The sequence below is a fragment of the Proteus sp. CA142267 genome (genome assembly GCF_003336825.1).
In the GTDB taxonomy this organism is placed as follows: domain Bacteria; phylum Pseudomonadota; class Gammaproteobacteria; order Enterobacterales; family Enterobacteriaceae; genus Proteus; species Proteus terrae.
Genome location: NZ_QPMG01000007.1, coordinates 107,375 through 130,395, shown reverse-complemented (window position 1 = coordinate 130,395; position 23,021 = coordinate 107,375). Strand labels below are relative to the sequence as shown.

The 23,021-nt window shown below is 37.3% G+C and carries 23 protein-coding genes; 7 read left to right on the top strand and 16 right to left on the bottom strand.

Annotated features, from left to right (window positions below):
- Position 1 precedes the first annotated feature (1 nt).
- Complete coding sequence (locus C0T34_RS12775; RefSeq protein ID WP_109850264.1) at positions 2 to 1,201, bottom strand: glycine C-acetyltransferase; 1,200 nt, start codon at positions 1,199 to 1,201, stop codon at positions 2 to 4.
- 270 nt (positions 1,202 to 1,471) lie between these two features.
- On the opposite strand from C0T34_RS12775, the gene rfaD reads away from it, so the two are divergent.
- Genes rfaD through rfaC form a run of 3 tightly spaced genes read left to right on the top strand, consistent with a single transcriptional unit; the run spans position 1,472 to position 4,425 of the window.
- Positions 1,472 to 2,410, top strand: coding sequence for an ADP-glyceromanno-heptose 6-epimerase (gene rfaD, locus C0T34_RS12770; protein ID WP_109850263.1), 939 nt, complete (start codon positions 1,472 to 1,474; stop codon positions 2,408 to 2,410).
- 9 nt (positions 2,411 to 2,419) lie between these two features.
- Positions 2,420 to 3,469: an ADP-heptose--LPS heptosyltransferase RfaF gene (gene rfaF, locus C0T34_RS12765; RefSeq protein WP_109850262.1), complete on the top strand. Its 1,050-nt coding sequence runs from the start codon at positions 2,420 to 2,422 to the stop codon at positions 3,467 to 3,469.
- Positions 3,466 to 4,425 carry a lipopolysaccharide heptosyltransferase RfaC gene (gene rfaC, locus C0T34_RS12760; protein ID WP_109850261.1) on the top strand — a complete coding sequence of 320 codons (960 nt, stop codon included), beginning with the start codon at positions 3,466 to 3,468 and terminating at the stop codon, positions 4,423 to 4,425. The genes rfaF and rfaC overlap by 4 nt, the downstream gene beginning before the upstream one ends.
- 22 nt (positions 4,426 to 4,447) lie before the next feature.
- Here the strand turns inward: rfaC and C0T34_RS12755 are convergent, their stop codons facing one another.
- The 8 genes from C0T34_RS12755 to rfaQ form a co-directional block, all read right to left on the bottom strand.
- Positions 4,448 to 5,374 (bottom strand): glycosyltransferase family 9 protein, encoded by a 927-nt coding sequence (locus tag C0T34_RS12755; protein ID WP_231039416.1) that lies wholly within the window; start codon positions 5,372 to 5,374, stop codon positions 4,448 to 4,450.
- Between the two features lie 210 nt (positions 5,375 to 5,584).
- Positions 5,585 to 6,460, bottom strand: a complete 876-nt coding sequence (locus tag C0T34_RS12750) for an antimicrobial resistance protein Mig-14 (RefSeq protein ID WP_231039417.1) — start codon at positions 6,458 to 6,460, stop codon at positions 5,585 to 5,587.
- Between the two features lie 17 nt (positions 6,461 to 6,477).
- Positions 6,478 to 7,437, bottom strand: coding sequence for a polysaccharide deacetylase family protein (locus C0T34_RS12745; RefSeq protein WP_109850258.1), 960 nt, complete (start codon positions 7,435 to 7,437; stop codon positions 6,478 to 6,480).
- Positions 7,437 to 8,525: a glycosyltransferase gene (locus C0T34_RS12740; RefSeq protein WP_109850257.1), complete on the bottom strand. Its 1,089-nt coding sequence runs from the start codon at positions 8,523 to 8,525 to the stop codon at positions 7,437 to 7,439. Before C0T34_RS12740 ends, C0T34_RS12745 begins: the two co-directional genes overlap by 1 nt.
- The gene (locus C0T34_RS12735; protein ID WP_109850256.1) at positions 8,516 to 9,604 is read right to left on the bottom strand and encodes a glycosyltransferase family 9 protein; all 1,089 of its coding nucleotides are present in this window, start codon (positions 9,602 to 9,604) and stop codon (positions 8,516 to 8,518) included. Before C0T34_RS12735 ends, C0T34_RS12740 begins: the two co-directional genes overlap by 10 nt.
- Positions 9,604 to 10,719, bottom strand: a complete 1,116-nt coding sequence (locus tag C0T34_RS12730) for a glycosyltransferase (protein WP_109850255.1) — start codon at positions 10,717 to 10,719, stop codon at positions 9,604 to 9,606. The genes C0T34_RS12735 and C0T34_RS12730 overlap by 1 nt, the downstream gene beginning before the upstream one ends.
- Positions 10,716 to 11,846: a glycosyltransferase family 4 protein gene (locus C0T34_RS12725; RefSeq protein WP_109850254.1), complete on the bottom strand. Its 1,131-nt coding sequence runs from the start codon at positions 11,844 to 11,846 to the stop codon at positions 10,716 to 10,718. The genes C0T34_RS12730 and C0T34_RS12725 overlap by 4 nt, the downstream gene beginning before the upstream one ends.
- Positions 11,843 to 12,907, bottom strand: a complete 1,065-nt coding sequence (rfaQ, locus tag C0T34_RS12720; RefSeq protein ID WP_109850253.1) for a putative lipopolysaccharide heptosyltransferase III — start codon at positions 12,905 to 12,907, stop codon at positions 11,843 to 11,845. The genes C0T34_RS12725 and rfaQ overlap by 4 nt, the downstream gene beginning before the upstream one ends.
- A 201-nt stretch (positions 12,908 to 13,108) precedes the next feature.
- Here rfaQ and waaA point away from each other — a divergent pair, with 201 nt between their 5' ends.
- From waaA to coaD, 3 genes are read left to right on the top strand one after another with little or no spacing between them, the layout of a single operon-like run.
- Positions 13,109 to 14,386 carry a lipid IV(A) 3-deoxy-D-manno-octulosonic acid transferase gene (gene waaA, locus C0T34_RS12715; RefSeq protein WP_098941484.1) on the top strand — a complete coding sequence of 426 codons (1,278 nt, stop codon included), beginning with the start codon at positions 13,109 to 13,111 and terminating at the stop codon, positions 14,384 to 14,386.
- Positions 14,386 to 15,165, top strand: a complete 780-nt coding sequence (locus C0T34_RS12710; protein ID WP_098941485.1) for a glycosyltransferase family 2 protein — start codon at positions 14,386 to 14,388, stop codon at positions 15,163 to 15,165. Before waaA ends, C0T34_RS12710 begins: the two co-directional genes overlap by 1 nt.
- Positions 15,155 to 15,640: a pantetheine-phosphate adenylyltransferase gene (coaD, locus tag C0T34_RS12705; protein ID WP_098941486.1), complete on the top strand. Its 486-nt coding sequence runs from the start codon at positions 15,155 to 15,157 to the stop codon at positions 15,638 to 15,640. Before C0T34_RS12710 ends, coaD begins: the two co-directional genes overlap by 11 nt.
- Here coaD and mutM read toward each other — a convergent pair.
- Positions 15,637 to 16,461: a bifunctional DNA-formamidopyrimidine glycosylase/DNA-(apurinic or apyrimidinic site) lyase gene (gene mutM / locus C0T34_RS12700; RefSeq protein WP_109850252.1), complete on the bottom strand. Its 825-nt coding sequence runs from the start codon at positions 16,459 to 16,461 to the stop codon at positions 15,637 to 15,639. The two genes, coaD and mutM, sit on opposite strands and share 4 nt — an antisense overlap.
- Before the next feature lie 99 nt (positions 16,462 to 16,560).
- On the opposite strand from mutM, the gene rfaL reads away from it, so the two are divergent.
- Entirely contained in the window at positions 16,561 to 17,820 is a 1,260-nt protein-coding gene (gene rfaL, locus C0T34_RS12695) for an O-antigen ligase RfaL (protein WP_109850251.1), read from the top strand.
- A gap of 1 nt (position 17,821) precedes the next feature.
- Here rfaL and C0T34_RS12690 read toward each other — a convergent pair whose 3' ends face one another.
- From C0T34_RS12690 to rpmB, 6 genes are all read right to left on the bottom strand, one after another.
- Positions 17,822 to 18,991, bottom strand: a complete 1,170-nt coding sequence (locus C0T34_RS12690; protein WP_109850289.1) for a glycosyltransferase family 4 protein — start codon at positions 18,989 to 18,991, stop codon at positions 17,822 to 17,824.
- Positions 18,991 to 20,094 carry a glycosyltransferase family 4 protein gene (locus C0T34_RS12685; RefSeq protein WP_109850250.1) on the bottom strand — a complete coding sequence of 368 codons (1,104 nt, stop codon included), beginning with the start codon at positions 20,092 to 20,094 and terminating at the stop codon, positions 18,991 to 18,993. The genes C0T34_RS12690 and C0T34_RS12685 overlap by 1 nt, the downstream gene beginning before the upstream one ends.
- A 3-nt stretch (positions 20,095 to 20,097) precedes the next feature.
- Positions 20,098 to 21,099, bottom strand: a complete 1,002-nt coding sequence (locus C0T34_RS12680; protein ID WP_109850249.1) for a glycosyltransferase family 9 protein — start codon at positions 21,097 to 21,099, stop codon at positions 20,098 to 20,100.
- 138 nt (positions 21,100 to 21,237) lie between these two features.
- Positions 21,238 to 22,365 (bottom strand): glycosyltransferase family 4 protein, encoded by a 1,128-nt coding sequence (locus C0T34_RS12675; RefSeq protein WP_098941491.1) that lies wholly within the window; start codon positions 22,363 to 22,365, stop codon positions 21,238 to 21,240.
- Positions 22,366 to 22,514: 149 nt separating this feature from the next.
- Positions 22,515 to 22,682, bottom strand: a complete 168-nt coding sequence (gene rpmG, locus C0T34_RS12670; protein ID WP_006534250.1) for a 50S ribosomal protein L33 — start codon at positions 22,680 to 22,682, stop codon at positions 22,515 to 22,517.
- Positions 22,683 to 22,693: 11 nt separating this feature from the next.
- On the bottom strand, positions 22,694 to 22,930 hold the full coding sequence (rpmB, locus tag C0T34_RS12665; RefSeq protein ID WP_036914542.1) for a 50S ribosomal protein L28: 237 nt from the start codon (positions 22,928 to 22,930) through the stop codon (positions 22,694 to 22,696).
- Between the last annotated feature and the right edge of the window lie 91 nt (positions 22,931 to 23,021).

The following is a 23,021-nucleotide window of genomic DNA, read 5'->3' as shown; positions in this document are numbered from 1 at the left end:
CTTATGCAATCACATTAAGTTCTTTGCCAATTTTGATAAATGCCGCCACTGCACGCTCAATTTGCTCAGTAGTGTGTGCTGCCGACATTTGCGTACGAATACGTGCTTGCCCTTGAGGTACAACAGGATAGAAGAATCCTGTGACATAAATTCCCTCACCAAGTAAGCGTGTTGCAAATTCTTGAGCTAATTTGGCCTCTCCTAACATAACGGGGATAATGGCATGATCTGCGCCAGCCAATGTAAAACCAGCGGCACTCATTTTTTCACGGAAAAGTGAGGCGTTACGCCATAAACGGGCACGAATTTCATCCCCTGATTTCAACATATCTAAAACAGCAATAGAGGCCGAAACAATCGCAGGAGCTAATGAATTAGAGAATAAATAAGGGCGAGAACGCTGGCGCAACCACTCAACCACTTCTTTACGCGCTGCGGTATACCCACCAGAAGCACCACCTAACGCCTTACCTAAAGTCCCTGTAATAATGTCGACTCTGCCCATCACATCACAATACTCATGAGTTCCGCGGCCTTGTGCACCTACAAAGCCCACAGCATGAGAATCATCGACCATAACGAGAGCACCAAATTCATCGGCTAAATCACAGATAGATTTTAGATCTGCAATCACGCCATCCATTGAAAATACACCATCTGTCGCGATCATAATGTGGCGAGCATTATCTGCTTTGGCTTTTTCAAGTTGAACGCGCAGCTCTGCCATATCGTTATTAGCATAGCGATAACGTTTTGCTTTACATAAACGCACACCATCAATAATAGACGCATGATTTAAAGCATCAGAAATAATGGCATCTTCAGGACCCATTAGTGTTTCAAATAATCCACCATTTGCATCAAAGCAAGATGAATACAGAATGGCATCTTCCATTCCTAAAAATTCAGCGATTTTATTTTCTAATGTTTTATGTGAATCTTGTGTACCACAAATAAAACGAACAGAAGCCATACCAAATCCATGGCTGTCCATACCTGCTTTTGCGGCTTCAATTAATTTTTGATGATTAGCGAGACCTAAATAGTTATTAGCACAGAAGTTAATAACATGGCTTCCATCAGCAACTGCGATATCTGCGCTTTGTGAAGAAGTGATGATGCGCTCATTTTTAAAGAGGCCATCTTGACGAGTTTGTTCTAGTTGTTGATTAATTTGTTGGTAAAACGCGGGAGTAGACATACTTTCTCCTAAGACAGCAATTCGAAAAGAGACAACTTAAATAGTTTGACTACAATATAGTCAGTATTGTTTCTTATTTTATGCCTTTGTTCTATTAAAAACGACAAATGTAAATAAATAATGTTATTTGTGTAATTAAGATCACTAATACGTTCTGCTTTTTTCGAGAATTTCAGTCTGTTGTTCCATGATGAATGCTACCGTTAAAGCTGTTCAGTGTTATTATAGACCTAGAGCTAATTTTTAGATTTTATATGAAGGGGTAGCCACATGATTATCGTCACTGGCGGTGCAGGTTTTATTGGCAGCAATATTGTTAAAGCATTAAATGATGAAGGTTATACTGATATCTTAGTTGTTGATAACCTTAAAGATGGCACCAAATTTGTGAATTTGGTTGATCTAAATATCACTGATTACATGGATAAAGAAGATTTTATTGCAAGCGTTGTTGCTGGTGATGATTTCGGTGATATTGACGCGGTTTTCCATGAAGGTGCTTGCTCTTCCACGACTGAGTGGAATGGCAAATATATGATGGATAACAACTATCAATATTCTAAAGAACTACTTCATTTTTGTCTTGAGCGCCAAATTCCTTTCTTATATGCCTCTTCTGCTGCAACTTATGGTGGTCGTACAGATAACTTTATCGAAGATAGAAAATATGAAGCGCCTTTAAATGTCTACGGCTATTCAAAATTCTTATTCGATGAATATGTGCGCCAGATTTTACCTGAAGCAGATTCAATGATTTGTGGCTTCCGTTATTTTAATGTTTATGGCCCTCGTGAAGGACATAAAGGTGGCATGGCGAGTGTTGCATTCCATTTAAATAACCAAGTAAATGCGGGTCAAAATCCAAAATTATTTGAAGGTAGCGAAACCTTCCAGCGCGACTTTATTTATGTTGGAGATGTGGCTGCGGTTAATTTATGGTTCTGGCGCAACAATGTATCGGGTATTTTTAACTGTGGTACAGGTCGTGCTGAATCATTCCAAGCTGTTGCAGATGCCGTTATTGCTCATCATAAAGATAAAGATCTCTCTATCGAACATATTGAGTTTCCTGAGAAATTGAAAGGTCGTTACCAAGCATTTACTCAAGCTGATCTAACAAATTTACGTAAAGCGGGTTATACCGCACCTTTTAAAACAGTTGCTGAAGGCGTAGAGCTTTATATGCAATGGTTAAATCAAGGTAAGTAATCGCTGTTTATGAAAATCTTTGTGGTAGGGCCTTCATGGGTCGGGGACATGATGATGTCCCAAAGTCTTTATCGTACATTGAAAGCATTACATCCTGCGGCAACGATTGATGTGATGGCACCTGCTTGGTGCCGTCCATTACTCGAAAAAATGCCAGAAGTTGATAATGCAATCCCGATGCCATTAGGTCATGGGGCTTTAGCCATTGGTGAACGTCGCCGTTTAGGAAAACAATTAAAAGAGAATGGTTACACACACGCTTACGTATTACCTAACTCGTTAAAATCTGCCTTAGTCCCTTTCTTTGCAGATATTCCTAAGCGCACTGGTTGGCGTGGAGAGATGCGTTATGGTCTATTAAATGATTTGCGACCTTTAAATAAAGATGCATTTCCTTTGATGGTTGAACGCTATGTTGCGCTCGCTTATGACAAGCAAAAAGTCCAAAAAGCGACTGATTTACCGCAACCTTTGTTATGGCCTAAGTTATCAGTTACCGAAAATGATATTGCTACCACATTAAGTCAATTTTCATTATCGACTCAACGCCCTGCTATTGGTTTTTGCCCTGGAGCTGAATTTGGCCCCGCAAAACGTTGGCCTCATTATCATTACGCCGCTTTAGCACAGAAACTAATTGAGCAAGGTTATCAAATCTTCTTATTTGGTTCTCAAAAAGATAAAGAAGCGGGTGAAGAGATAAAACAAGCCTTAACGCTAGAAGCACGTGAAGTCTGTTTTAATCTTGCTGGCGAAACCAGTCTTGAGCAGGCAGTTAATTTGATTGCATCTTGTAAAGCTGTTGTCAGTAATGACTCTGGTTTAATGCATGTTGCTGCCGCGTTAGAGCGCCCGTTAGTGGCACTTTATGGCCCAAGTAGCCCTGACTTTACGCCGCCTTTATCACATAAAGCACGCGTGATCCGTTTAATTACGGGTTATCACAAAGTGCGTAAAGGGGATGCTGAACAAGGCTATCACCAAAGCTTAATTGATATTCAGCCAGAGAAGGTTTTTGCTGAATTAGCAAATTTACTATCAACGGAGCCATCAGCGTGAAGCGGGTATTAATCGTTAAAACCTCTTCCATGGGCGATGTCTTGCATACGTTGCCAGCATTAACTGATGCAATAAATGTTTATCCTGATATTCGTTTTGATTGGGTCGTCGAAGAAGGTTTTGCACAGATCCCAAGCTGGCATCAAGCCGTTGATAGAGTTATTCCTGTGGCAATACGCCGTTGGCGAAAGAACTGGTTTAGTGCCCCTATTCGTGCTGAACGTGCACAATTTCGCCACGCTATTCAAGCTCATCATTATGATGCTGTTATTGATGCACAAGGGTTACTAAAAAGTGCATTCTTAGTGACTCGATACGCCAAAGGCACTAAACATGGTTATTCTCGTCAATGTGCCCGAGAGCCTTTAGCGAGTTTCTTTTACGATATTCGCCACAATGTCAGTAAAGAGATGCACGCCGTTGAGCGAATTCGTCAACTGTTTGCTTTAAGCTTAAATTATCCGATCCCACAATCTCGGGGTGATTATGGAATTGCACAGCATTTTCTCTCACTTCCTGCCTTTGATGAGCGCCCTTATTTAGTCTTTTTGCACGCAACAACGCGTGATGAGAAACATTGGCCTGAATCTCATTGGCGAGAGTTAATTGCACTGCTTGCTGATTCTGGAGTACGCATTAAATTACCTTGGGGTGCCGAGCATGAACATCAGCGAGCCATTCGCCTAGCAAAAGATTTTGACTACGTTGATGTATTACCTAAGATGTCATTAGCCCAAGTGGCTCAAGTTATTGCTGGTGCTAAAAGCGTCGTTTCTGTGGATACGGGATTAAGCCATTTAACGGCAGCATTAGATAAACCCAATATCACCTTATTTGGCCCTACCGATCCCGGCTTAATTGGCGGTTACGGTAAAGCCCAAACGGCTGTAAAAGCAGAAGGTGGAGATATTGGGGAGATAAGCGCGCAAAAAATACTCAACATTCTCGATATTTAGCCTTATTAAACCCTAAAAGTTATTAGTCTTTTAGGGTTTGATTAACCGCACTAAAGACTTCATCAACCGAAATAAGATCCATTGATGCTTGTATTCCCTCATCTGGGTTAGGTCTCTTATTGATAATGGTATGCAAATGAAGATCTTGATAAGGCCCTGTCCATTTAGGGTTTGCTGTCGCAAATAAACTTACTGTCGGGCGTTGTAGTGTGATCGCTAAATGTAGAGGCCCTGTATCCCCTGTGACTAATACATCCATTATCTTTATTTGACTTAACAAATCAGGCAATGAAGTTTTACCCACTAGATTTTCAATATTGTTATGATATTTTTTTGGCAACAATACAAAAAACTCTTCTGGTAATTCTAATTCTCTGGGTGAACCAATTAACTTAATCTGTATTGATGGTTTACTCTCAATAAGCTTTTGCGCTAATTCAACAAAATATTTTACTGGCCATCTACGTTCTTGCGTTGATGCTCCCATCTGAAATCCAACAATATGATAATTTCCTTTATCTAATTGTTCTATTTTACAAGGAATTTCCATTCTTGTATCAGAGCTATCTATTCCTAAATAACGAATAATATTAAGTTTACTTTGGATAACATGTCCAGATGCTGGTTTATGATCAGCAATAATCCATTTTCTAAACCACTCAGGAATGACGTCTGATGTATTGCGCAAAATATATTGGGAGCCAGACATAATAGCAAATAACACATCGTAAGGAAGATGCGAATGTAATATGACCGCTAATTCGGGTTTATATTTTTTTGCCTGTAGTGCGATAGGAAGTAGGTTTCTAATTTTATTATCCCAATAGACCACACTATCTATTTGATCATAGTTTTCAACTAATAATCTATTTTTTTCGCTAGAAACCAATGTAATATGTGCATCAGGGTAATATGCACGAATAGCTCTTATCGCGGGAGTATTAAACATAAAATCCCCCAGCGCTGTCGTGGAGAAAATAAGAATACTGTTAAATTGAATATCAGATGAAAACGTATCTGTTTTTTTCATCTTGCCCAAAAGTGGGTTGTAAATATTTAGAAAGTTATGTACCCATTTAAGCTTTTTTAATTTCATAAAATATTTCTTTAAATTAAAAGTGTTTTATTTCAATGCATTACGTATGAAAAATCAATCTAACTATATTGATATTACTCTTTGTAGAGAAGAACGGTTACACCATCTTTCTTTGTAATCAAATGTTGGTCTACCAAAACAATATCTTAATTCTAAATTTCTTTTATTTGTATATTCAATTGCATCACGGACATTTACCCAGGCAGCTATTGTTCCTAGAGATAAATCAGGATAATTCATATCCATTCCGCTATTAATATAATCAAAACAAACCCAGCTTGGTGATTCTTTCTTTATAACATATTGCATAGCAACTGGATTATTCTCTAACCATAATATATTACCAAAGACTAAATCAGGAAATGTATTTAATATTTCTTGTATCTCTTTTTTATTCGAATGTTCATTTCGTCTTTTGAAATAAAGCTCATCATAAATATCCGCAAACTCCTCTACTGAATATTTAGATACATTAACAACACTCCCACCTTTTTTAATAAATTTATTTAATTCTCTATTTCGAGTGCTAATTGTCTTTTTAGAGAATGATTTCACTAAACATATCTCGCGATGAGCATTAATTTTCTCAAATGCATTTATTACTTGCTCTTTATGTTTTTCAGATAAAAATTTACTGTTTGCGGGTAAAAATACTTTTTGCCCTGCCGACAATGGTAATATAATTTCATCGAAATTTAGCATATAACGATAAAGTTCTAATTTATGTGCTATTTTCTGTTCTCCTGCTAAATACTCATCATACCAAGTACAGAAAGCACCTATAATTTGATTATTTTTATCTTTTCTTATATAAAACTTCTCATCCAAATTAAAGCGTTGATGAATAAAATTAAGCAAGTCAGGGGAAGTAATAACACTCCCTCCAAATTTAGTATATGCTTCTCGGTATTCCGATTCTGAACCTTGTTGCCAACCCATCTTAAAAAACATTATAATTATGCCTTATTTTTTATTTTATAATACTCAGCTAACGTCATTCCCTGCACTTTATCCGATAAGAAACTAAATAACGTTTCTAAATCATCATAAAGCCCTTCAATTTCCTGTTCAGTTCGGAATGTTGGGCTACCACCCGGCATAAATTCAGATGAATGCAACATAAATTCAATATGAGAGTGGCCTTGAGCCAAAGATTTTTCAGCAACATCAATCATCTGTTGAGCATTGCCACCTTTAGGGCGAAGCCAATTCACTGAAGGGGCTCTTTGCTTACCTCTTAATTTATCGTAACTCTGCTTAATTTTATTCATAAAAGGTGAGTGCTTATATTGAATACTCATTGGCACTTCTAGCAATGAAGAATTTCCCGCTTTAGTGATATCCTGTAAGTCCATAAAATAAGCATGGCTTGGAAAATCAGTATAATTTGTACCCCCTGATTGTGCGGGATCACCTTTGGTAAATCGCCAATCCACTTTAGGTGTCACAGAACAATCGACTTGGTAACCAAACTCAACCAAAAGTTGTGCATAAATCTCATTAAAGGCCCAACGACCCGCACGATGACTTAACATTTTAGTTTGCAGTTTATCTTCAAGTAAGTCGGTCATTAATGCGATTTTTTCTCGCATTTGATCTTTAGGATATTCAATTAAATAAGGCTGATAACGTAAATCGTTGTCCGTTAATGGTGTGATTGGTGGGCTATTCCATGCATGTAAGTGCATACCAATTTCACCCGTATTACGTGCAATAACATCTCGAGCAAACTCTATATAGGCATCATCCATTACCATTTCATAGTTTGTTAGCCAAACAGGTTTAAAATGGAAACGCTCGCAAAGTTGCTGAAAACGGGGAAGAAAGTGCGTATTTTGAGTAGTGATCTCACCCTCATTTTCCCAAAGATTATCGCCTTCGGTATCTAATGTGATAATAAATACTGGTTTAGTCATTATATTTTCTTACCCTTTATTTCAAAAAAATCCATCATATTTTTTATATATATATCACCATAAAATGGTTCAATAGATTTTTTTATTTCACAATGCTCAGGCAAATTTAATCTTTTATTGATAACATTGTCTAATATCTTTAAGAATGATGATTCATCATCAACAGGGAATAATTGCCCATTTTTTCCATTAATAATATCAGAAGGCCCAGTTAAACAATCAGAGCTAATACAGTAAATTCCATAAGATTGAGCTTCAATTAAAACCATAGGAAGCCCTTCATGAGTTGATGTTAATAAACAGGCGGTAACTTCTTTAATATTATTTAATACATAATCCCAAGCATTATTTTGCCAACCATGAAAAATTACTTTTTTATCAATGTTTAAATTTTTTGCAAGCAACAGTAAATTAGCCCTATCTTTACCATCTCCAATTAGGTGTAATTCCCAGTTTCCTTCTAACTTACTTAATGAACGAAACATAAATTCAAGATTTTTACTTTCTTTAGATAATAATCGCCCAATATAGAGAAATTTTGCTTTATCTTGAGGGCGTAGGATCGTTTTATCAGTTCTATCCACAGGATTGTAAACTACATTAATACAAGACTCAGGTACATTCTTACTCAGTAAATATTTTTTGTTGCCTGAACTAATTGGTATATGATATTGCGCATTTAATGTATAAATTGCTTTATATGCTGTCCACAGTGATGTATGTATCCAAGAAAAAACTGGAATATTTCTTAGTGAGAACTTAGATGCCAAATTAGCAATATAACACCCTATAACATCTGAACCAATGATAATATCTGGGTTCTTTTTTCTTAAAATTTTCGATAATTTATATGAAAATATAAACCTTCTTACTTTATGGTTTTTAATTTTACAATTAATAAATTTTACATTTAAATTTTCATACCAACTTTCATTAATGCAAATATCTCGTTCCTTCAAAAGGATAATAGATAATTCCACTTGAGGATAAAAATCTTTTAATAAATTATTTAATTTATTAAAAACAACCTCCATACCACCTAAACCTTGTAACTCGATACCAACTATTGTTATCTTTTTTATTGACATAAATATTTACCTACAAGAATATCTAGTTTAGATTTAATTACATCTGTTGATATCTCACTGACTTTACTGTCTACTTTATCTTGTGTTACTTGAATTGCCTTTTTATTATTCGGCGACCACTGATAATTATTTACATATAAACCATGATAATCATTGCCATATAATGCAAGTGTCGGTTTATCAAAAGTTGTTGCAACATGAACAATGGATGTATCTGGCGTTATCACTAAATCAGCATATTTTATAATTGCTGATGCACTAATAAAGCTCCCAATGGGATTACTTACAATATTTTCAAATTGCAGACTTTTTAAATCATTCTGCTTCCCAATAAAGATAATATTTACTTTATATTCCTTGAAATAAGAAATTATAAATAATAATTGTTCTCTTGATATATCTCTTTTTTCAGATGCAGAAAATGGATTGATTACTACCGTTTTTTTATACGGCAGATTATTAATAAAACTTTTTATCTTATCATCAACTACATAAGGGATCGTAATCTCATATTTAAGTTCATCAAAAGGCACATTAAGAATATTAAGCATTTTCTTATATCTTTCAATAATATGAGATTTGTATTCATTATAGTCTATATTTAAATTATAAACTTTAATACCTTTTTTATTAAAACCTACAGCATTCTTAGCATCAATTATTCTTATAAATAACAAATAAGATATTGGGAGTAACTCTCCCATATCAATAATTAAATCGTATCTTTCTTTTCTTAACCTGAGTGCTAATTTTATGATAGAAAAAAATTTTTCTTCATATGTGTAATTTTTATTATATAAATCAGAGTACTCAATAACACAGAAATTATTATTTCCAGAAACGATATCTACAGAATACCCATTATTCTTTAGTTGCCTTAAAATTGATGTTGAAACAACCATGTCACCAATTTTATTATCATCCCTTAAAAAAAGTACTTTAGGATCTTTTTTTAAAGAAAAACTCTTACGATAAATAGAATCAATAAAAAACTTGGCAATCGCAAATTTAACTCGCTTAAAAAAGTAATTTTTTTGTCTATTTAATCGCCTAAGCGTACTGAATTTTTTACTTCCCATTACTGGTGCGCCCTAATAACTATAAGTTCAATATACTGATCAATCACTTCATCAATATCAAATTTTTGGTACATCTCTGGTGTAATTTCAGGTGGCGTAAAATAAACCAATCGCATCTTTTCTGCTAACGATGCGGCATTTAACTCTGCTTTATAATTAGCAAGCTCACCTTCCATAATTTCACCAATACCACCAGGACAGTTGGTACTCACAATCGGTGTATTACAAATCAAAGACTCAACCAACACATTGCCTAAACCTTCGCTGTCAGAACTTAAAACGACCGCTTTTGCGTCATTAATAACAGCAAATGGGTTTGCTAAAAAACCGATTAAACTCACTTTATTTTCTAAATTAAGCTCTGCTATTTTATTTTTAATTTTAGTTGTCACTTCAGAAGAGCCTTGACCTGCAATAAATAATTTACAAGGTAAATCCGCTAATGCAAATGCCTCTAACAACCTGTCATGTCGTTTAACTTCATGAAAACGACCGATATGCAGTAAATAATCTTGCCCCTGATAAGAATTACTTTCTAAAGCTAGATTTCTAATTTCTTGAATATCAAATGGATTATAAATTGTTTTTAATTGTTGTGGTGAGATCCCCACATTTTGGATCAAATCCTGTCCAGCCGCATTGGAAACCGTAATAATATTTTTCCCTTGGTATACTTTTTGGATCTTCTTTTGTTTTAACCAACGAGAAAAACCGGTTTTATTACCTAAATAAGATTGGGAAAATATGCCATGAATGCAATACCACGTATTTTTATCCATCAACTCTTTAGATAAAGCAACAATCCTATCAGTCTTATGCAAATTTGAAACAACAAGCGATGGAATACCTTTACGTGCAAATAGTGATTTCAACGTGTTATCCATCGATTTTGCTCGACGTTTCAGTTCAGTTTGTCGATGAAATAACCCTCGATAACTATCTGCATCAATCAATAACTCAATATTAGCAGGAATAGAATAATCACATTTTTCGGCTAAAGAGAGTAGTGTAACGGCATAACCACGCTGGCTTAAGCCATGACATAACCTGATAGTGACATTTTCAGCGCCACCACCTGGTAATCCATCAATAATAAAAAGGATATGTTCCTTCATAAACTAAGAACCTTTTGGTAAAGCCCAATCAGTTGTTGAGATAAATGCTCTGGCGTATAAGGCAGTATCTTATTTCGGGCTGCTTTAGACATTCTATTATCAAGATTATCGGCAGAAATTGTTTCTATTGCACTTATCATTGCCGAAATATCTAAAGCATCAGTGACAAAACCATTAATGCCTTGTTCAATAAATTCAGAACCACCACAAGTATAACTGGTGATCACAGGTAAACCACATGCCATGGCTTCTAAAATAACATTAGGAAAAGGATCATATAAGGTTGGCAACAGTAAACCATCAGCCATTTGATATAAAGGTAGAGTATCCTTTTGCATACCTAAAAAATGAACTCGCCCATGGCTTTTTAATTGATAAGCGAGTTGTTGATACTTTTTCTGCTCTTTATCTTGTCCAACCACAATCAAATGTGCACTTGTACAACTAATTGCTTCTATGGCCGCTTTTAAGCCTTTACGTTCAAACCCTGAACCCACATAAATAAAGCATTTGGCATCAATTGGGATCTGGTATTGTTGACGTAACTGTTCACGATAAAGTGCTGTTGCTGGAAAAAATCGCTGATTATCTATCGCATTATAAATTACGCTAATACGCTCACTTTCAACACCAAAGTCTTCCATAACCTCACGTTTTACCATTTCTGAATTACAGATAACCCGTTTCAGCTCTGGTGAATGATACATCTCTTTTTCAGCTTTCATTACATAGCGGTGATAACAGCTGTTAAGCAGTAGTTGACTACGTAGTGGGCTTAATACTCGTGAACGCTGTAATAACCAACGGCGATGAACACCATCTCCTGCACGATAAATATCGCATCCAGCAATACGCTCATGGCTTTGTACTAAATCGAACTGTTCTTTTTGCCAGCATTGCCTTGCACCTTCAGCAAAACCTTTCTCACGGCTAATCCGCCCCCATTTCATTGGATTAACAATATGGATATACCATTGAGGTTGCACCGCACCAATCCATGAACGCGTGATCACATTAAGTTCTACCGATTGATTATCCAATGCTTCAAGCGCTCGAGAAACGAATCGCTCAGCGCCTCCATCAGGTCGGTATTTTTGACGCACTATAGCCAGTCGGAATGAATTCATTTTAGTTGTCCTCTTACGGCATTCAGTACATCTTCGACAGGTATTAAGCTGAGATAACGCGTTTGTGTGTTGGTATTGACATCATCAGGATCAGGGAGTTCACCATAATTTCCAGCCCATAACACTTCACCAATATGTTCCCATGGTAACCAATGAAATAATTTTGATGGTCCAAAGAGAGCAACAAGTGGCGTTTTAAGCGCCGCAGCCATATGCATAGGAACAGAATCAACCCCAATAAATAAACGTGCATCATCAATTAATGCCGCAAGTTGAGGTAAAGAGAGTTGCCCCGATAATGAGACTAGATTTTTTGAAGTACTCTTTTCAATTATAGTATTGACCATCTCTTGCTCTTTTGGATCAGGGCCTGATGTTAAAATAACTTGGTTTCCTTCCTGTTCCAAAGTATCAATTAATTCTGACCATTTACCTTCATCCCAACATTTAAAAAACCACCGAGACGTCGGTTGAATAACAATATAAGAACTCAACACGTTATGTTCTTTTAATTTTGCGATAACAGTTTGTTTATCTTGATGGCTATACGCCATTGATACTTGAGTATCCGTTTTAGGCAATTGTAATGGCTGCAAGAGTGCTAAATTTTGCTCAACAATATGTTGAGTATAAACGGAGTCTAATGGGATCAAATGGGTAAAACATTTTTTCCAAAAAGGACTTTGACGTTTATAAATATCATATCCAACACGAATTTTGGCTCCCGTAAAACGGGTTATTATCGCACTATTCCACTGATCTGCTAAGTTTATAACAACATCATATTGTTGATTTCTTAAGTTTGTTAGTAATTTCCTCTCATGACGTAATCTTGCCAGCTTTCCCTCTTTTTTCCATGCTTTATCTAGTACAAAGATATGATGAATAGAAGAGAAATGCTCAATCATTGGCATTGTTTCTTTATTGATTAGGACATCAACTTTCGCATTTGGAAAATTAGCTTTTAATGTATTAATAACAGGGGTAATCAATAAAGTATCACCATGATGTCGTAACTTAATAACAAGAACCCTTTGTATTAACTTCATTTTTTCACTCATAACATTCCAAATGGACTTGAATAATTAGTAATGTGATTTGATTATAAAAAAAATTCTATCAAGTTTCCTGAATAAAGCCTGTCAAAATTAATAAAAAAGCATTATACCGTGTTGTTTGTCGCCACAACGTTTGTTTTTACACACTTTCTACCACACAGTGTGATACTATAAGCGTTCGTCCAGATAAGTGAATTTGATAGCATGTTGTTGCGTTTATATCAGGTACTTCTTTACCTTATTCAACCTCTGATTTGGTTGCGTCTTTTATTGCGCAGCCGCAAAGCACCCGCCTACCGTAAACGGTGGGGAGAGCGCTATGGCTTTTGCAAAGGCAAAGTCGTGCCTCAAGGGATATTATTACATTCGGTTTCTGTCGGTGAAACGCTCGCCGCCGTGCCACTTGTTCGCGCCCTTCGTCATCACTATCCCGATTTGCCTATAACGGTCACAACCATGACACCAACAGGCTCAGAACGTGTGCGTTCTGCATTTGGTGATGATGTTTACCATGTCTATCTTCCTTATGATTTACCAGGTTCAGTTAATCGTTTTCTTAAAACAGTTGATCCGAAATTGGTGATCATTATGGAAACCGAACTATGGCCTAACCTAATTTCAAAACTACATCAACGAAAAATCCCGTTGATTATCGCCAATGCACGTTTATCAGAACGCTCTGCGGCGGGTTATCAAAAATTAGGTAGTTTCGTCAAAACGATGCTCCAAAAAATCACCCTAATTGCGGCTCAAAACCAAGAAGATGGTGAGCGTTTTATTGAATTAGGGCTCAAACGTTCACATTTACATGTAACGGGTAGCCTAAAATTTGATATTTCTGTCACCCCTGAGTTAGCAGCAAGAGCCGTTGCTTTGCGTCGCCAATGGGCTGCTCATCGCCCAGTTTGGATTGCAACCAGTACCCATGAAGGTGAAGAAGCCATTATCTTAGAGACACATAAAAAGCTACTGACACAATTTCCACAGCTTTTATTAATCTTAGTTCCTCGACACCCTGAACGTTTTCCTAAAGCGGAACAATTAACACGCGAAGCAGGGTTAAAGTATACGTTACGCAGTACTGATGCTGTTCCTGATGCACAGACCCAAGTCGTGATAGGCGACACCATGGGCGAACTGATGTTGCTCTATGGTATTGCTGATCTGGCTTTTGTAGGGGGAAGTTTAGTCGAACGTGGTGGTCATAATCCTTTAGAGGCCGCCGCTCATGCTATTCCCGTAATTATGGGGCCTCATACTTTTAATTTTAAAAATATCTGTGCCAAGCTCGATCAAGCTGAAGGGTTAATTACTGTTACAGACAGTGAATCGATGGCAACTGCTATTGCCTCACTGCTTAATGATGAAGATTATCGCCGTTATTATGGTCGTCATGCTGTTGAAGTGCTTCATGAAAACCAAGGTGCATTATTGCGTTTACTCACCCTACTTTCACCTTATCTTCCCCCTCGGAGTCACTGATGAGCCAAAGCAAGCGCCTTTCTGTCGTGATGATCAGTAAAAATGCTGCTGATATCATTGGTGAATGCTTAGACTCCGTGCTGTGGGCTGATGAAATCATTGTATTGGATTCAGGTAGCCAAGATAGCACCTGTCGTATCGCGACAGAGAAAGGGGCAAAAGTCTTTGTAAACAGTGAGTGGCCAGGTTTTGGCAGACAGCGCCAATTGGCGCAGCAATATGCCACGGGTGATTATATTTTTATGATCGATAGTGATGAACGTATCACACCTGAACTCAAAACCAGTATCCTCGAGATATTGCAACAACCTGAAGAAAATGTGGTTTATAACTGTGCTCGTCGTAACTTATTTATGGGACGATTTATGAAACACAGTGGTTGGTATCCCGATAAAGTGACACGTTTATACGCGCGAGAACGTTATCAATATAACAATAAATTGGTTCATGAATCGTTAGAAACTCAAGGCGCAACCATCAAAACGCTACAAGGAGATCTCTTGCATCTTACCTGTCGTGATTTAATGGAATTTCAGCAAAAACAGCTAAAATATGCCACCGAGTGGGCTAAAGAGCGCCATCAACAAGGTAAAAAAACCAGTTATGGCTCCATCTTAAGTCATACGTTAGGTGCCTTTTTTAAAACTTGGTTGTTAAGAATGGGTTTTTTAGACGGGAAACAGGGATTAGTACTGGCATTTGTTAATGCACAGTATACCTTTAATAAATACGCTTCTTTATGGGAACTCAGCCAGAAGACGACCAATCATGAAAAATAAAGCTATCTACCCCGGAACCTTTGATCCTATCACTTATGGTCATATTGATATATTAACTCGTGCTGCAGGCATGTTTGATACCATTTTATTGGCTATTGCTGATAGCGCCCGTAAAAATCCGATGTTTACCTTAGAAGAGCGAGTTAATTTAGCCAGAGAAGTAACGAATCATTTACCGAATGTTGAAGTAGTGGGTTTTAGTGAGCTAATGGCAAATTTTGCTAAACAGCAACAAGCCACTATTTTAATTCGTGGTGTTCGTAGCGTTTCTGACTTTGAATATGAATGGCAACTTGCCAATATGAACCGCCATTTTGCGCCTGATCTTGATAGTGTTTTTTTACTGCCCTCTCAAAATCTTTCCTTTGTTTCTTCATCTTTAATTAAAGATGTGGCGCGCCATGACGGTGATGTTTCTACATTTTTACCCGAAGTGGTAACCACCGCAATGCTAAAAAAATTAGGTAAAATTTAGCCCTCATTATCACCATGTTGGCAATGTCGGCAGAAAAAGGTGCTACGTTGCCCTTGTTTAATACTTTCAATCAGTTGTCCGCAAATCAAACAAGGTTTATCTTTACGCCCATAAACAAAGAGTTCTTGAGCAAAATATCCCGGCTTACCATCAGACTGTAAGAAGTCTTTTAGCGTTGTACCACCTTGCTCAATGGAGCGCGTCAATACTCGTTTAATCGCTGTCACCAGTACCATACACTCTTCTTGCGTTAAGCTATTGGCTTTTCTATCTGGCATAATTCCCGATGAAAATAGCGCCTCGTTAGCATAAATATTACCGACACCAACAACTAATTTATTATCCATTAACCACGGTTTGATAGCTGTTTTTTTATTTTTTGACTGCTTATATAGATATTCGGCATTAAATTCTTCAGAAAGCGGCTCTGGCCCTAAATGAGCTAATACAGAACTAGTTTCTAAATCTTCACACCACAGCCAAGCACCAAAGCGTCGAGGATCGGTATAACGTAATACTTTGCCATCACGAAAAATTAAATCGATATGATCATGTTTTTCTTCAGGTTGTTCTTCTAATAGAATGCGAACACTCCCTGACATTCCTAAATGAATAATGATCCATCCTGCATTAAGCTCTATTAACAAGTACTTAGCGCGACGCTTTACACTTAAAATAGGCTCATCCAGTAGAGTCTTTATTTTCTCTGACACAGGCCAACGTAATTTACTATTGCGCACAATGGCATAATGCAACACATTGCCTACAAGATGAGGTTCAATACCTCGGCGACTGGTTTCAACTTCTGGCAATTCAGGCACAGGTGGCTCCATTATTATCAGATAAGAGATACAGCGATAACATCATTTTTATTGTATGATCAGCGTCCCTAAAAGTAGAAAGGACGATAGCAGATTATTATGATGTTGTTTAAAGACTATAGTAAAAAATCCCTTTGGAATTTATCCATTATTGGGCTTTACATTATATTGATCTACTTACCGGATATCACCCGTTATAAAAATATTGTGATGGGACTAATCGGTGCAACGGCACTGTGGTATCTGGTACGTGATTTTAAGGCTATCTGTAAGATATTTAAAAATAACCTGTCATTCTCACTACTGTTTTTATTGTTGGTGATTGGTTATTCCATAATAATTTCTGTCGAGCCCAGTATCAGTATAAAAGAGATTAATAAGCCGATACTCAATGGGTTACTACTTTTTGCTATTACCTTTCCAATTGTATTGTATAAAGAGAAATCTACCGATATAGCAAAGATGGTGATGGTCGCTTTTGCGATTGGGTTGCTGGTGATTATGGTTAAAGAGTTAGTGCAGTATTATTTGGAGTATCAGAAAGGTATTTGGCCATTTACAATAAAAAGCCAACTAATTCATCGGGAAATATCTTATGCTCTGCTTTTTTTCTTTCCCATTGTACTGGCTTTATGGGCTCTAAAAAGACAAAACTCAGTTACTAATTGGTTATTATTAGCTCTTGTCAGTTTATCTTTTATTTTTATTATATTAGGTACCTTAGCACGAGGGGCATGGATCGCATTAGCAATCACTACGTTACTTATCTTAGTCATTAATCGCCAATGGCTACTGATGATAATCAGTGCGTTAACTTGTGTCCTGTTATTGATTGGGGCAACAAATTTACCAACAAATCCCATTGTTAGTAAATTACTTCAACATAAATTAACTCAAATGAATGATGGTTTAAGATTTGATGGCGGTACTCAAGGCTCAGCGTTAGATCTTATTTTTGAACAACCGATAAAAGGTTATGGCTATGGTAATCAACTGTACCATAATATTTATAATGAACGAGTTAAAGACCATCCCAATTGGATATTTAAAAGATCCATTGGTCCTCATAACGTCTTTTTAGCTTTTTGGTTTGCTGGCGGTATTTTGGGGTTATTTAGTATTCTTTATTTTTGCTCTTCGATAATTGCCCAAGGTATCCAATTAATAAGAAAAAACCAAGGGGTTATTCGTCAAGCCTCCTTGGTGTTACTAATGTCCTTCTTAGGGGTTTATGTATTGCGAGGGTTATTTGAAAATGCCTATATCAATCAGGTGGGTATTTTGGTGGGATTAATGTTGGCATTACGCTACTCACTATTAAATTATCAATCAGTAACGTCATCAGATAAACAACAATAGGTTACTTAATTAACTTCTCTATTGTTTTCAATATAATCTCTGCCCGCTTATCCCAGTTGTAATAGTTTTCAACCAGAGAGCGGGCATGGGTTGTTTTTTCTTTGGCTCGCTGTGGGTTTTCTCTTAGTTGTATTATCTGTTTTGCAAAACTTTGTGCATCACCACTATCGGCAAAACTCACCGCTTTCTCATCCACAACATCACGAATTGAAGGAAAATCTGAAATTACTACAGGTTTTTCCATCACCATATATTCAAATAATTTAAGAGGTGAAGTGTAACGACTTCCAATACTCGTTAATGTAAGCGGAAGTACACAGATATCATGTTGACCAATTGCTTCAAAGCGTTTTTTGGGATCAATAAACCCTAAGAAATTTACTTTATCTTTTACATCCATTTCTTGCGCTAATAAGGTTAACCCTTCAATCTGTTCAGGTGTACCACCAGCAATATTAAGCCTTGCATTATCAAGGTATTTCATTGCTCGCATCATGGTAGGGATCCCCTTCCATTTATGTAAGCTCCCTAAATACAATACCTCAGTAAAGCTTTTCTCGGATATTAGTGATTTAATTTGGTAATCAGCCACAGCATGTAAATCAACTCCATCAGGAACCACTGTTATTGGCGTAGTAACTTGATACTGCGAAACAATATCATCTCTTAATAATGAAGTAAGAACAAAAATGCCTGTCGCTCGGCTGTAAACTAACTTCTCCATTTTTAATAGCTTATGATATTTTGCACGATTCTTTTTTTTCTCAAAGGAATGAGACTCTGCAAAAGATTGCGCGAAAATTTCATGACTCTCAAAAAAGAGAGGAATTTCTGGGTAATTTTCACAAAGATAACAAGCTAGTTTTAAATTACGGGTAAATAATGCATCAACGTTATTTTGTTTTACCCAGCGAGTGATCTGTAATGAGAAAAGTTTTTGTGAATTAAATGGAAAATACCATTTACGGCGAATATCTCTTAAAGAAACTAAACTCGCATTAGTATGAATTGAACGACCTAATATATCACTATCTCGATATTGCCCTTTAGGTGTGACTAATGTTACTTGAGCGCCTGCTCGAGCAAATGCATCCACATTTTGCAAAATTTGTAATGAAGCCACACGTAAATCAGGCACTGGGTAAGGATCAAGATAGGCAATTTTCATAATTATGACGCCAATACCTGTAATAAACGTTGCGCAGAATGTTGCCAAGTATAGCGTGTTTCTATACGGACACGCGCCTGCTCTCCCATCGCCTTACCTCTGTCTGGTAACTCACGAAGATGATTAATCGCTATCACAATTTCATCTGCACTACCTGGTGCGACTAAAAGCCCTGCGGTACCTTCATTGCCCACAACTTCAGGAATACCGCCGATATGGCTGGCAATCACTGGTTTGGCGCATGCCATTGCTTCTGCAATCGTAATACCGAAGGCTTCATCTCCAGTACTCGGGAAAATACCCACGTCACTTGCCGCATAAAATTCCGGTAATACGTTATGCTCAACAGGCTGATGAAAAATGACTTGCTCTGCAACACCTTTAGAAATCGCTTTCTTTTTTAATCGCTCAAGATCATCACCCGCACCGATAATCAAGAGTTTAACATCCTCACCTTTTAACTGCTCGATGGCATCAATTGCGACACTCAAGCCTTTCCAACCCACTAATCGCCCAGCAAATGAGAGTAAAAAAGTAGACTCATTGATCCCTAATTGCTCACGCAACGAGGTAGTCATAGGTTTAAATTTTTCAATATCCACACCATTATAAATCACACTAGGGAATTGTTTAAAATGATGTTGGATTTGCCAAGCATTAAAGTGACTACATGCAACCCATGCTGAAATCTTTTTACCTAACCAGCGATCGCCTTTGAAAAAACTGGTGCCCCCACTCATATAGCAAAAACGCGTTGAGGATGATTTAGGCATCATAGAAGGCCAAAAAAAGTCAAAAGGCTTCGTTAAAATAACCCAATCAAAATTTTGACTGATAACATCTTTTTTAGCGTGTCGTGCAAAAGTGTAACGCTCAACAATACGACGAAAACGCCCACCGAGATCAATCACTTTATCTCGTGGTGTATAAGGGTAAGTGTGAATTTGTATTTGGCGTCCTGCCAGATTGTGTCGGATATCGCCATTGCCACCATAAAGATGAACTTCATGCCCAGCATCATGCAATTGCTTAGCCAGCTCCCAAACCGCCGTTTGGATCCCGCCATAAGACATGGTGATTGTGACATCAATTATACCGATCTTCATGGATTACTTTTTCACCTTCATTCCATTCATGATATTACTCACTGCATTCCACACATTCTCAACTGAGATTTCAGCCATATTATCTTCACGGCATGCCTTTTCTAATGGTGTAGGGTGTTGAATAACCTGACAACAAGAATGTTGTATAGGGGCTAAATAGCACCCAGGATGATAGCTATGATATAGCGCCACCATAGGGATATCTAAAGCACCGGCTAAATGTGTAGGACCGGTATCAACACCAACATAAAGCGATAAATTTGCCATAATTGCCGCATTTTGACGCATTGAAACACGCCCTGCTAAGGCTAAACATCGCTCTTCACCTATTTTTTTAGCTAAATCAACAGATAATTGCGCACTTTCCTTACCACCTAATAGCAAAAAATACGTACTCGCGTCATGGGTAATAATCTGCTTTGCTAATTGCAGAAAGTTCTCCACTGGCCAATCTCGATAGGCTTTAGCGGGAAAGCTTTGTAACTGAAAACCAATAATATTCTTATTAATTAATGAATTATATTTCAAAAACTGTTGTGCAAAAGTCACTTCTTCCTCACTGATAAAGTAACGTAATTGCCAACAACTCGGATAAATCCCTAATGCATTAATTAATAAGGCACGCTCTTTTTGTGCAACCATCGGCGATTTGGGGCGCGCAACCCAAGTCGTATTACCTTTCTGCTCAGATATATCAGCAAAAGCAACGGTATGATGAGATTGGCGACGAGCATAGTTCACTAATTCACAATCACTACCGTATACCAAAGCCAAATCATAAGGTTTATTCGGTAACCAACCTGACCAAACAGCGCGCTTTTTAGAAAAATGTCTAATACTATTAATATCAGGATTATGCTCAAGAATGCATGCACTACGCTTATGTGCAAATACATGAATATGAGCATTGGGCCAACGCTGTTTTAAGGCATGAATAACGGGGGTGATAAGTAATGTATCACCAAAACGCGCTACCGCTATAACCAATATATTTTTTGGATCCATGTGCTTTTTATTTGGCTTAAATGATACATTTACTTCTCAGACTATACACTAAAAAGTATTACAAATATTCATCAATAAGATGAATACACCAAATTGATAATAGAGATAATCATTTCAAAACTTTATTATCAGCATTAATCATACTGACTTATTTTTATCGTTGATTGCCTGAATAAAGATCCTTTCCATCTTATCTAACATATTATCCAAACCAAATCGTGAAACAGCGTGTTCAAGCGCTGCTTTTCCCATCTGTTCACGTAATTCATCTGAGCTCATTAATTTAGCTAAATGACTTGTTAATGTTTCTTGTACCTGTGGTACTAATGTAAATCCTGTTTTACCGTCAATAACAGCTTCACTGATCGCGCCAACCGTAGTCGACACGACAGGCAAACCACACGCCATTGCCTGCATAATACCTTGTGGCACACCTTCATTACCAAAAGAAGGTAACGCAAAGAGATCCATTGCATTTAAACAATCAGGCACATCATTACGATTACCAAGGAAGAAGATACTTTGTTCTAATTCTGCTTCTTTAACCATCGGTTCTAAATTTTTACGTTGAGGCCCATCACCAACAAAAATTAATTGCCAATCAGGAAACAGCTGATGTAATGATTTCCATGCTTCAACTAAGTATTTATGTCCTTTCCACACTCGCATAGTTGCAACAATACCTAATGTCGGTTTATTCGGTATTCCAATTTTTTCTCTAGCTTGTTGTTTGTTTTGTGGATAAAAACGTTGCAGATCAATTCCCGTAGGCACTGATGTCATTTTTTCTAATGGAAATTTATTATGCTGATGGAGAGTCTGACGTAATTTCTCACCCGTTGTCACAACATGGGCACTGGATGAAAGATAAAGCCATCGAGTTGGTAATGAACGAGAAACATCCGTAGAAACATGGCGAGTTCGAACGACTACAGGAGAATGACGTAATGTGGCACAAGAAGTAGCGACTAACCATGCATCAGTTGAACTATGAGTATTGATAACATCAAATTGGTGACGATGTAATTTCAGCCATTGGCGAAGTGCTTTTAACGCTGAACCGCGTTTTTTTTCAATGGGTAATGTGAAAACCTCAATACCATAATCAGGCGCGGCCTTGGCAATTTTGGATGTAGGGCAACACACTAATGCAACTCGGTGCCCTCTGCGGATCATACCTTGAGATTCCGTCAGTATACGGATTTCCTGACCACCCCATCCACAAGATGATTCTGTATGTAATATTGATAATACTGACTTACTCATCCGCAATCCATTTATCTGATGATTTAAAAAGAGCTATAGTATAACTAAAGAGCAAGCTAAGATCACAATAGCTTTACTTTGTTATACTTAGCAGGCTCCAGATAACAAAAAACCCGACACTAAGGTCGGGTTTTTTAAGAAAACTAAAATTATTTAATTTTAGCTTCTTTATAAAGCACATGTTGACGAACAACTGGATCGAATTTTTTCATTTCCAGTTTTTCTGGCATAGTGCGTTTGTTCTTCGTAGTGGTATAGAAGTGACCTGTACCAGCAGAAGAAACGAGTTTAATTTTCTCGCGAATACCTTTAGCCATTTTTCAGCTCCTTAGAACTTCTCACCACGGGCACGTAAATCTGCTAATACAGATTCGATGCCTTTCTTATCAATCACACGCATACCTTTAGCAGATACACGCAGAGTTACGAAACGTTTCTCAGACTCAACCCAGAAACGGTGAGAGTGCAGGTTTGGCAGAAAACGGCGTTTAGTCGCGTTTAATGCGTGAGAGCGGTTGTTTCCACTCACAGGACGCTTGCCGGTAACTTGGCAGACTCGGGACATGTCTATTCTCCAAAAATCTAATCAGCTCGAGCTTTAATATCAGGTTTGACCGCCTCGTCAGGCTTTGGAGCCCATCTCAGCAACTTTTAAC

Coding starts and splice junctions, on each gene's coding strand:
- C0T34_RS12735 (WP_109850256.1), bottom strand. CDS start 9,604: ATGGGAAGTAAAAAATTCAGTACGCTTAGGCGATTAAATAGACAAAAA.
- rpmG (WP_006534250.1), bottom strand. CDS start 22,682: ATGGCTAAAGGTATTCGCGAGAAAATTAAACTCGTTTCTTCTGCTGGT.
- C0T34_RS12740 (WP_109850257.1), bottom strand. CDS start 8,525: ATGTCAATAAAAAAGATAACAATAGTTGGTATCGAGTTACAAGGTTTA.
- C0T34_RS12730 (WP_109850255.1), bottom strand. CDS start 10,719: ATGAAGGAACATATCCTTTTTATTATTGATGGATTACCAGGTGGTGGC.
- C0T34_RS12685 (WP_109850250.1), bottom strand. CDS start 20,094: ATGAAGATCGGTATAATTGATGTCACAATCACCATGTCTTATGGCGGG.
- C0T34_RS12745 (WP_109850258.1), bottom strand. CDS start 7,437: ATGACTAAACCAGTATTTATTATCACATTAGATACCGAAGGCGATAAT.
- C0T34_RS12710 (WP_098941485.1), top strand. CDS start 14,386: ATGAGCCAAAGCAAGCGCCTTTCTGTCGTGATGATCAGTAAAAATGCT.
- C0T34_RS12675 (WP_098941491.1), bottom strand. CDS start 22,365: ATGAGTAAGTCAGTATTATCAATATTACATACAGAATCATCTTGTGGA.
- rfaL (WP_109850251.1), top strand. CDS start 16,561: ATGATGTTGTTTAAAGACTATAGTAAAAAATCCCTTTGGAATTTATCC.
- C0T34_RS12680 (WP_109850249.1), bottom strand. CDS start 21,099: ATGGATCCAAAAAATATATTGGTTATAGCGGTAGCGCGTTTTGGTGAT.
- C0T34_RS12725 (WP_109850254.1), bottom strand. CDS start 11,846: ATGAATTCATTCCGACTGGCTATAGTGCGTCAAAAATACCGACCTGAT.
- C0T34_RS12750 (WP_231039417.1), bottom strand. CDS start 6,460: ATGGGTTGGCAACAAGGTTCAGAATCGGAATACCGAGAAGCATATACT.
- rfaF (WP_109850262.1), top strand. CDS start 2,420: ATGAAAATCTTTGTGGTAGGGCCTTCATGGGTCGGGGACATGATGATG.
- coaD (WP_098941486.1), top strand. CDS start 15,155: ATGAAAAATAAAGCTATCTACCCCGGAACCTTTGATCCTATCACTTAT.
- C0T34_RS12775 (WP_109850264.1), bottom strand. CDS start 1,201: ATGTCTACTCCCGCGTTTTACCAACAAATTAATCAACAACTAGAACAA.
- rfaQ (WP_109850253.1), bottom strand. CDS start 12,907: ATGAGTGAAAAAATGAAGTTAATACAAAGGGTTCTTGTTATTAAGTTA.
- rpmB (WP_036914542.1), bottom strand. CDS start 22,930: ATGTCCCGAGTCTGCCAAGTTACCGGCAAGCGTCCTGTGAGTGGAAAC.
- C0T34_RS12755 (WP_231039416.1), bottom strand. CDS start 5,374: ATGTTTAATACTCCCGCGATAAGAGCTATTCGTGCATATTACCCTGAT.
- rfaD (WP_109850263.1), top strand. CDS start 1,472: ATGATTATCGTCACTGGCGGTGCAGGTTTTATTGGCAGCAATATTGTT.
- waaA (WP_098941484.1), top strand. CDS start 13,109: ATGTTGTTGCGTTTATATCAGGTACTTCTTTACCTTATTCAACCTCTG.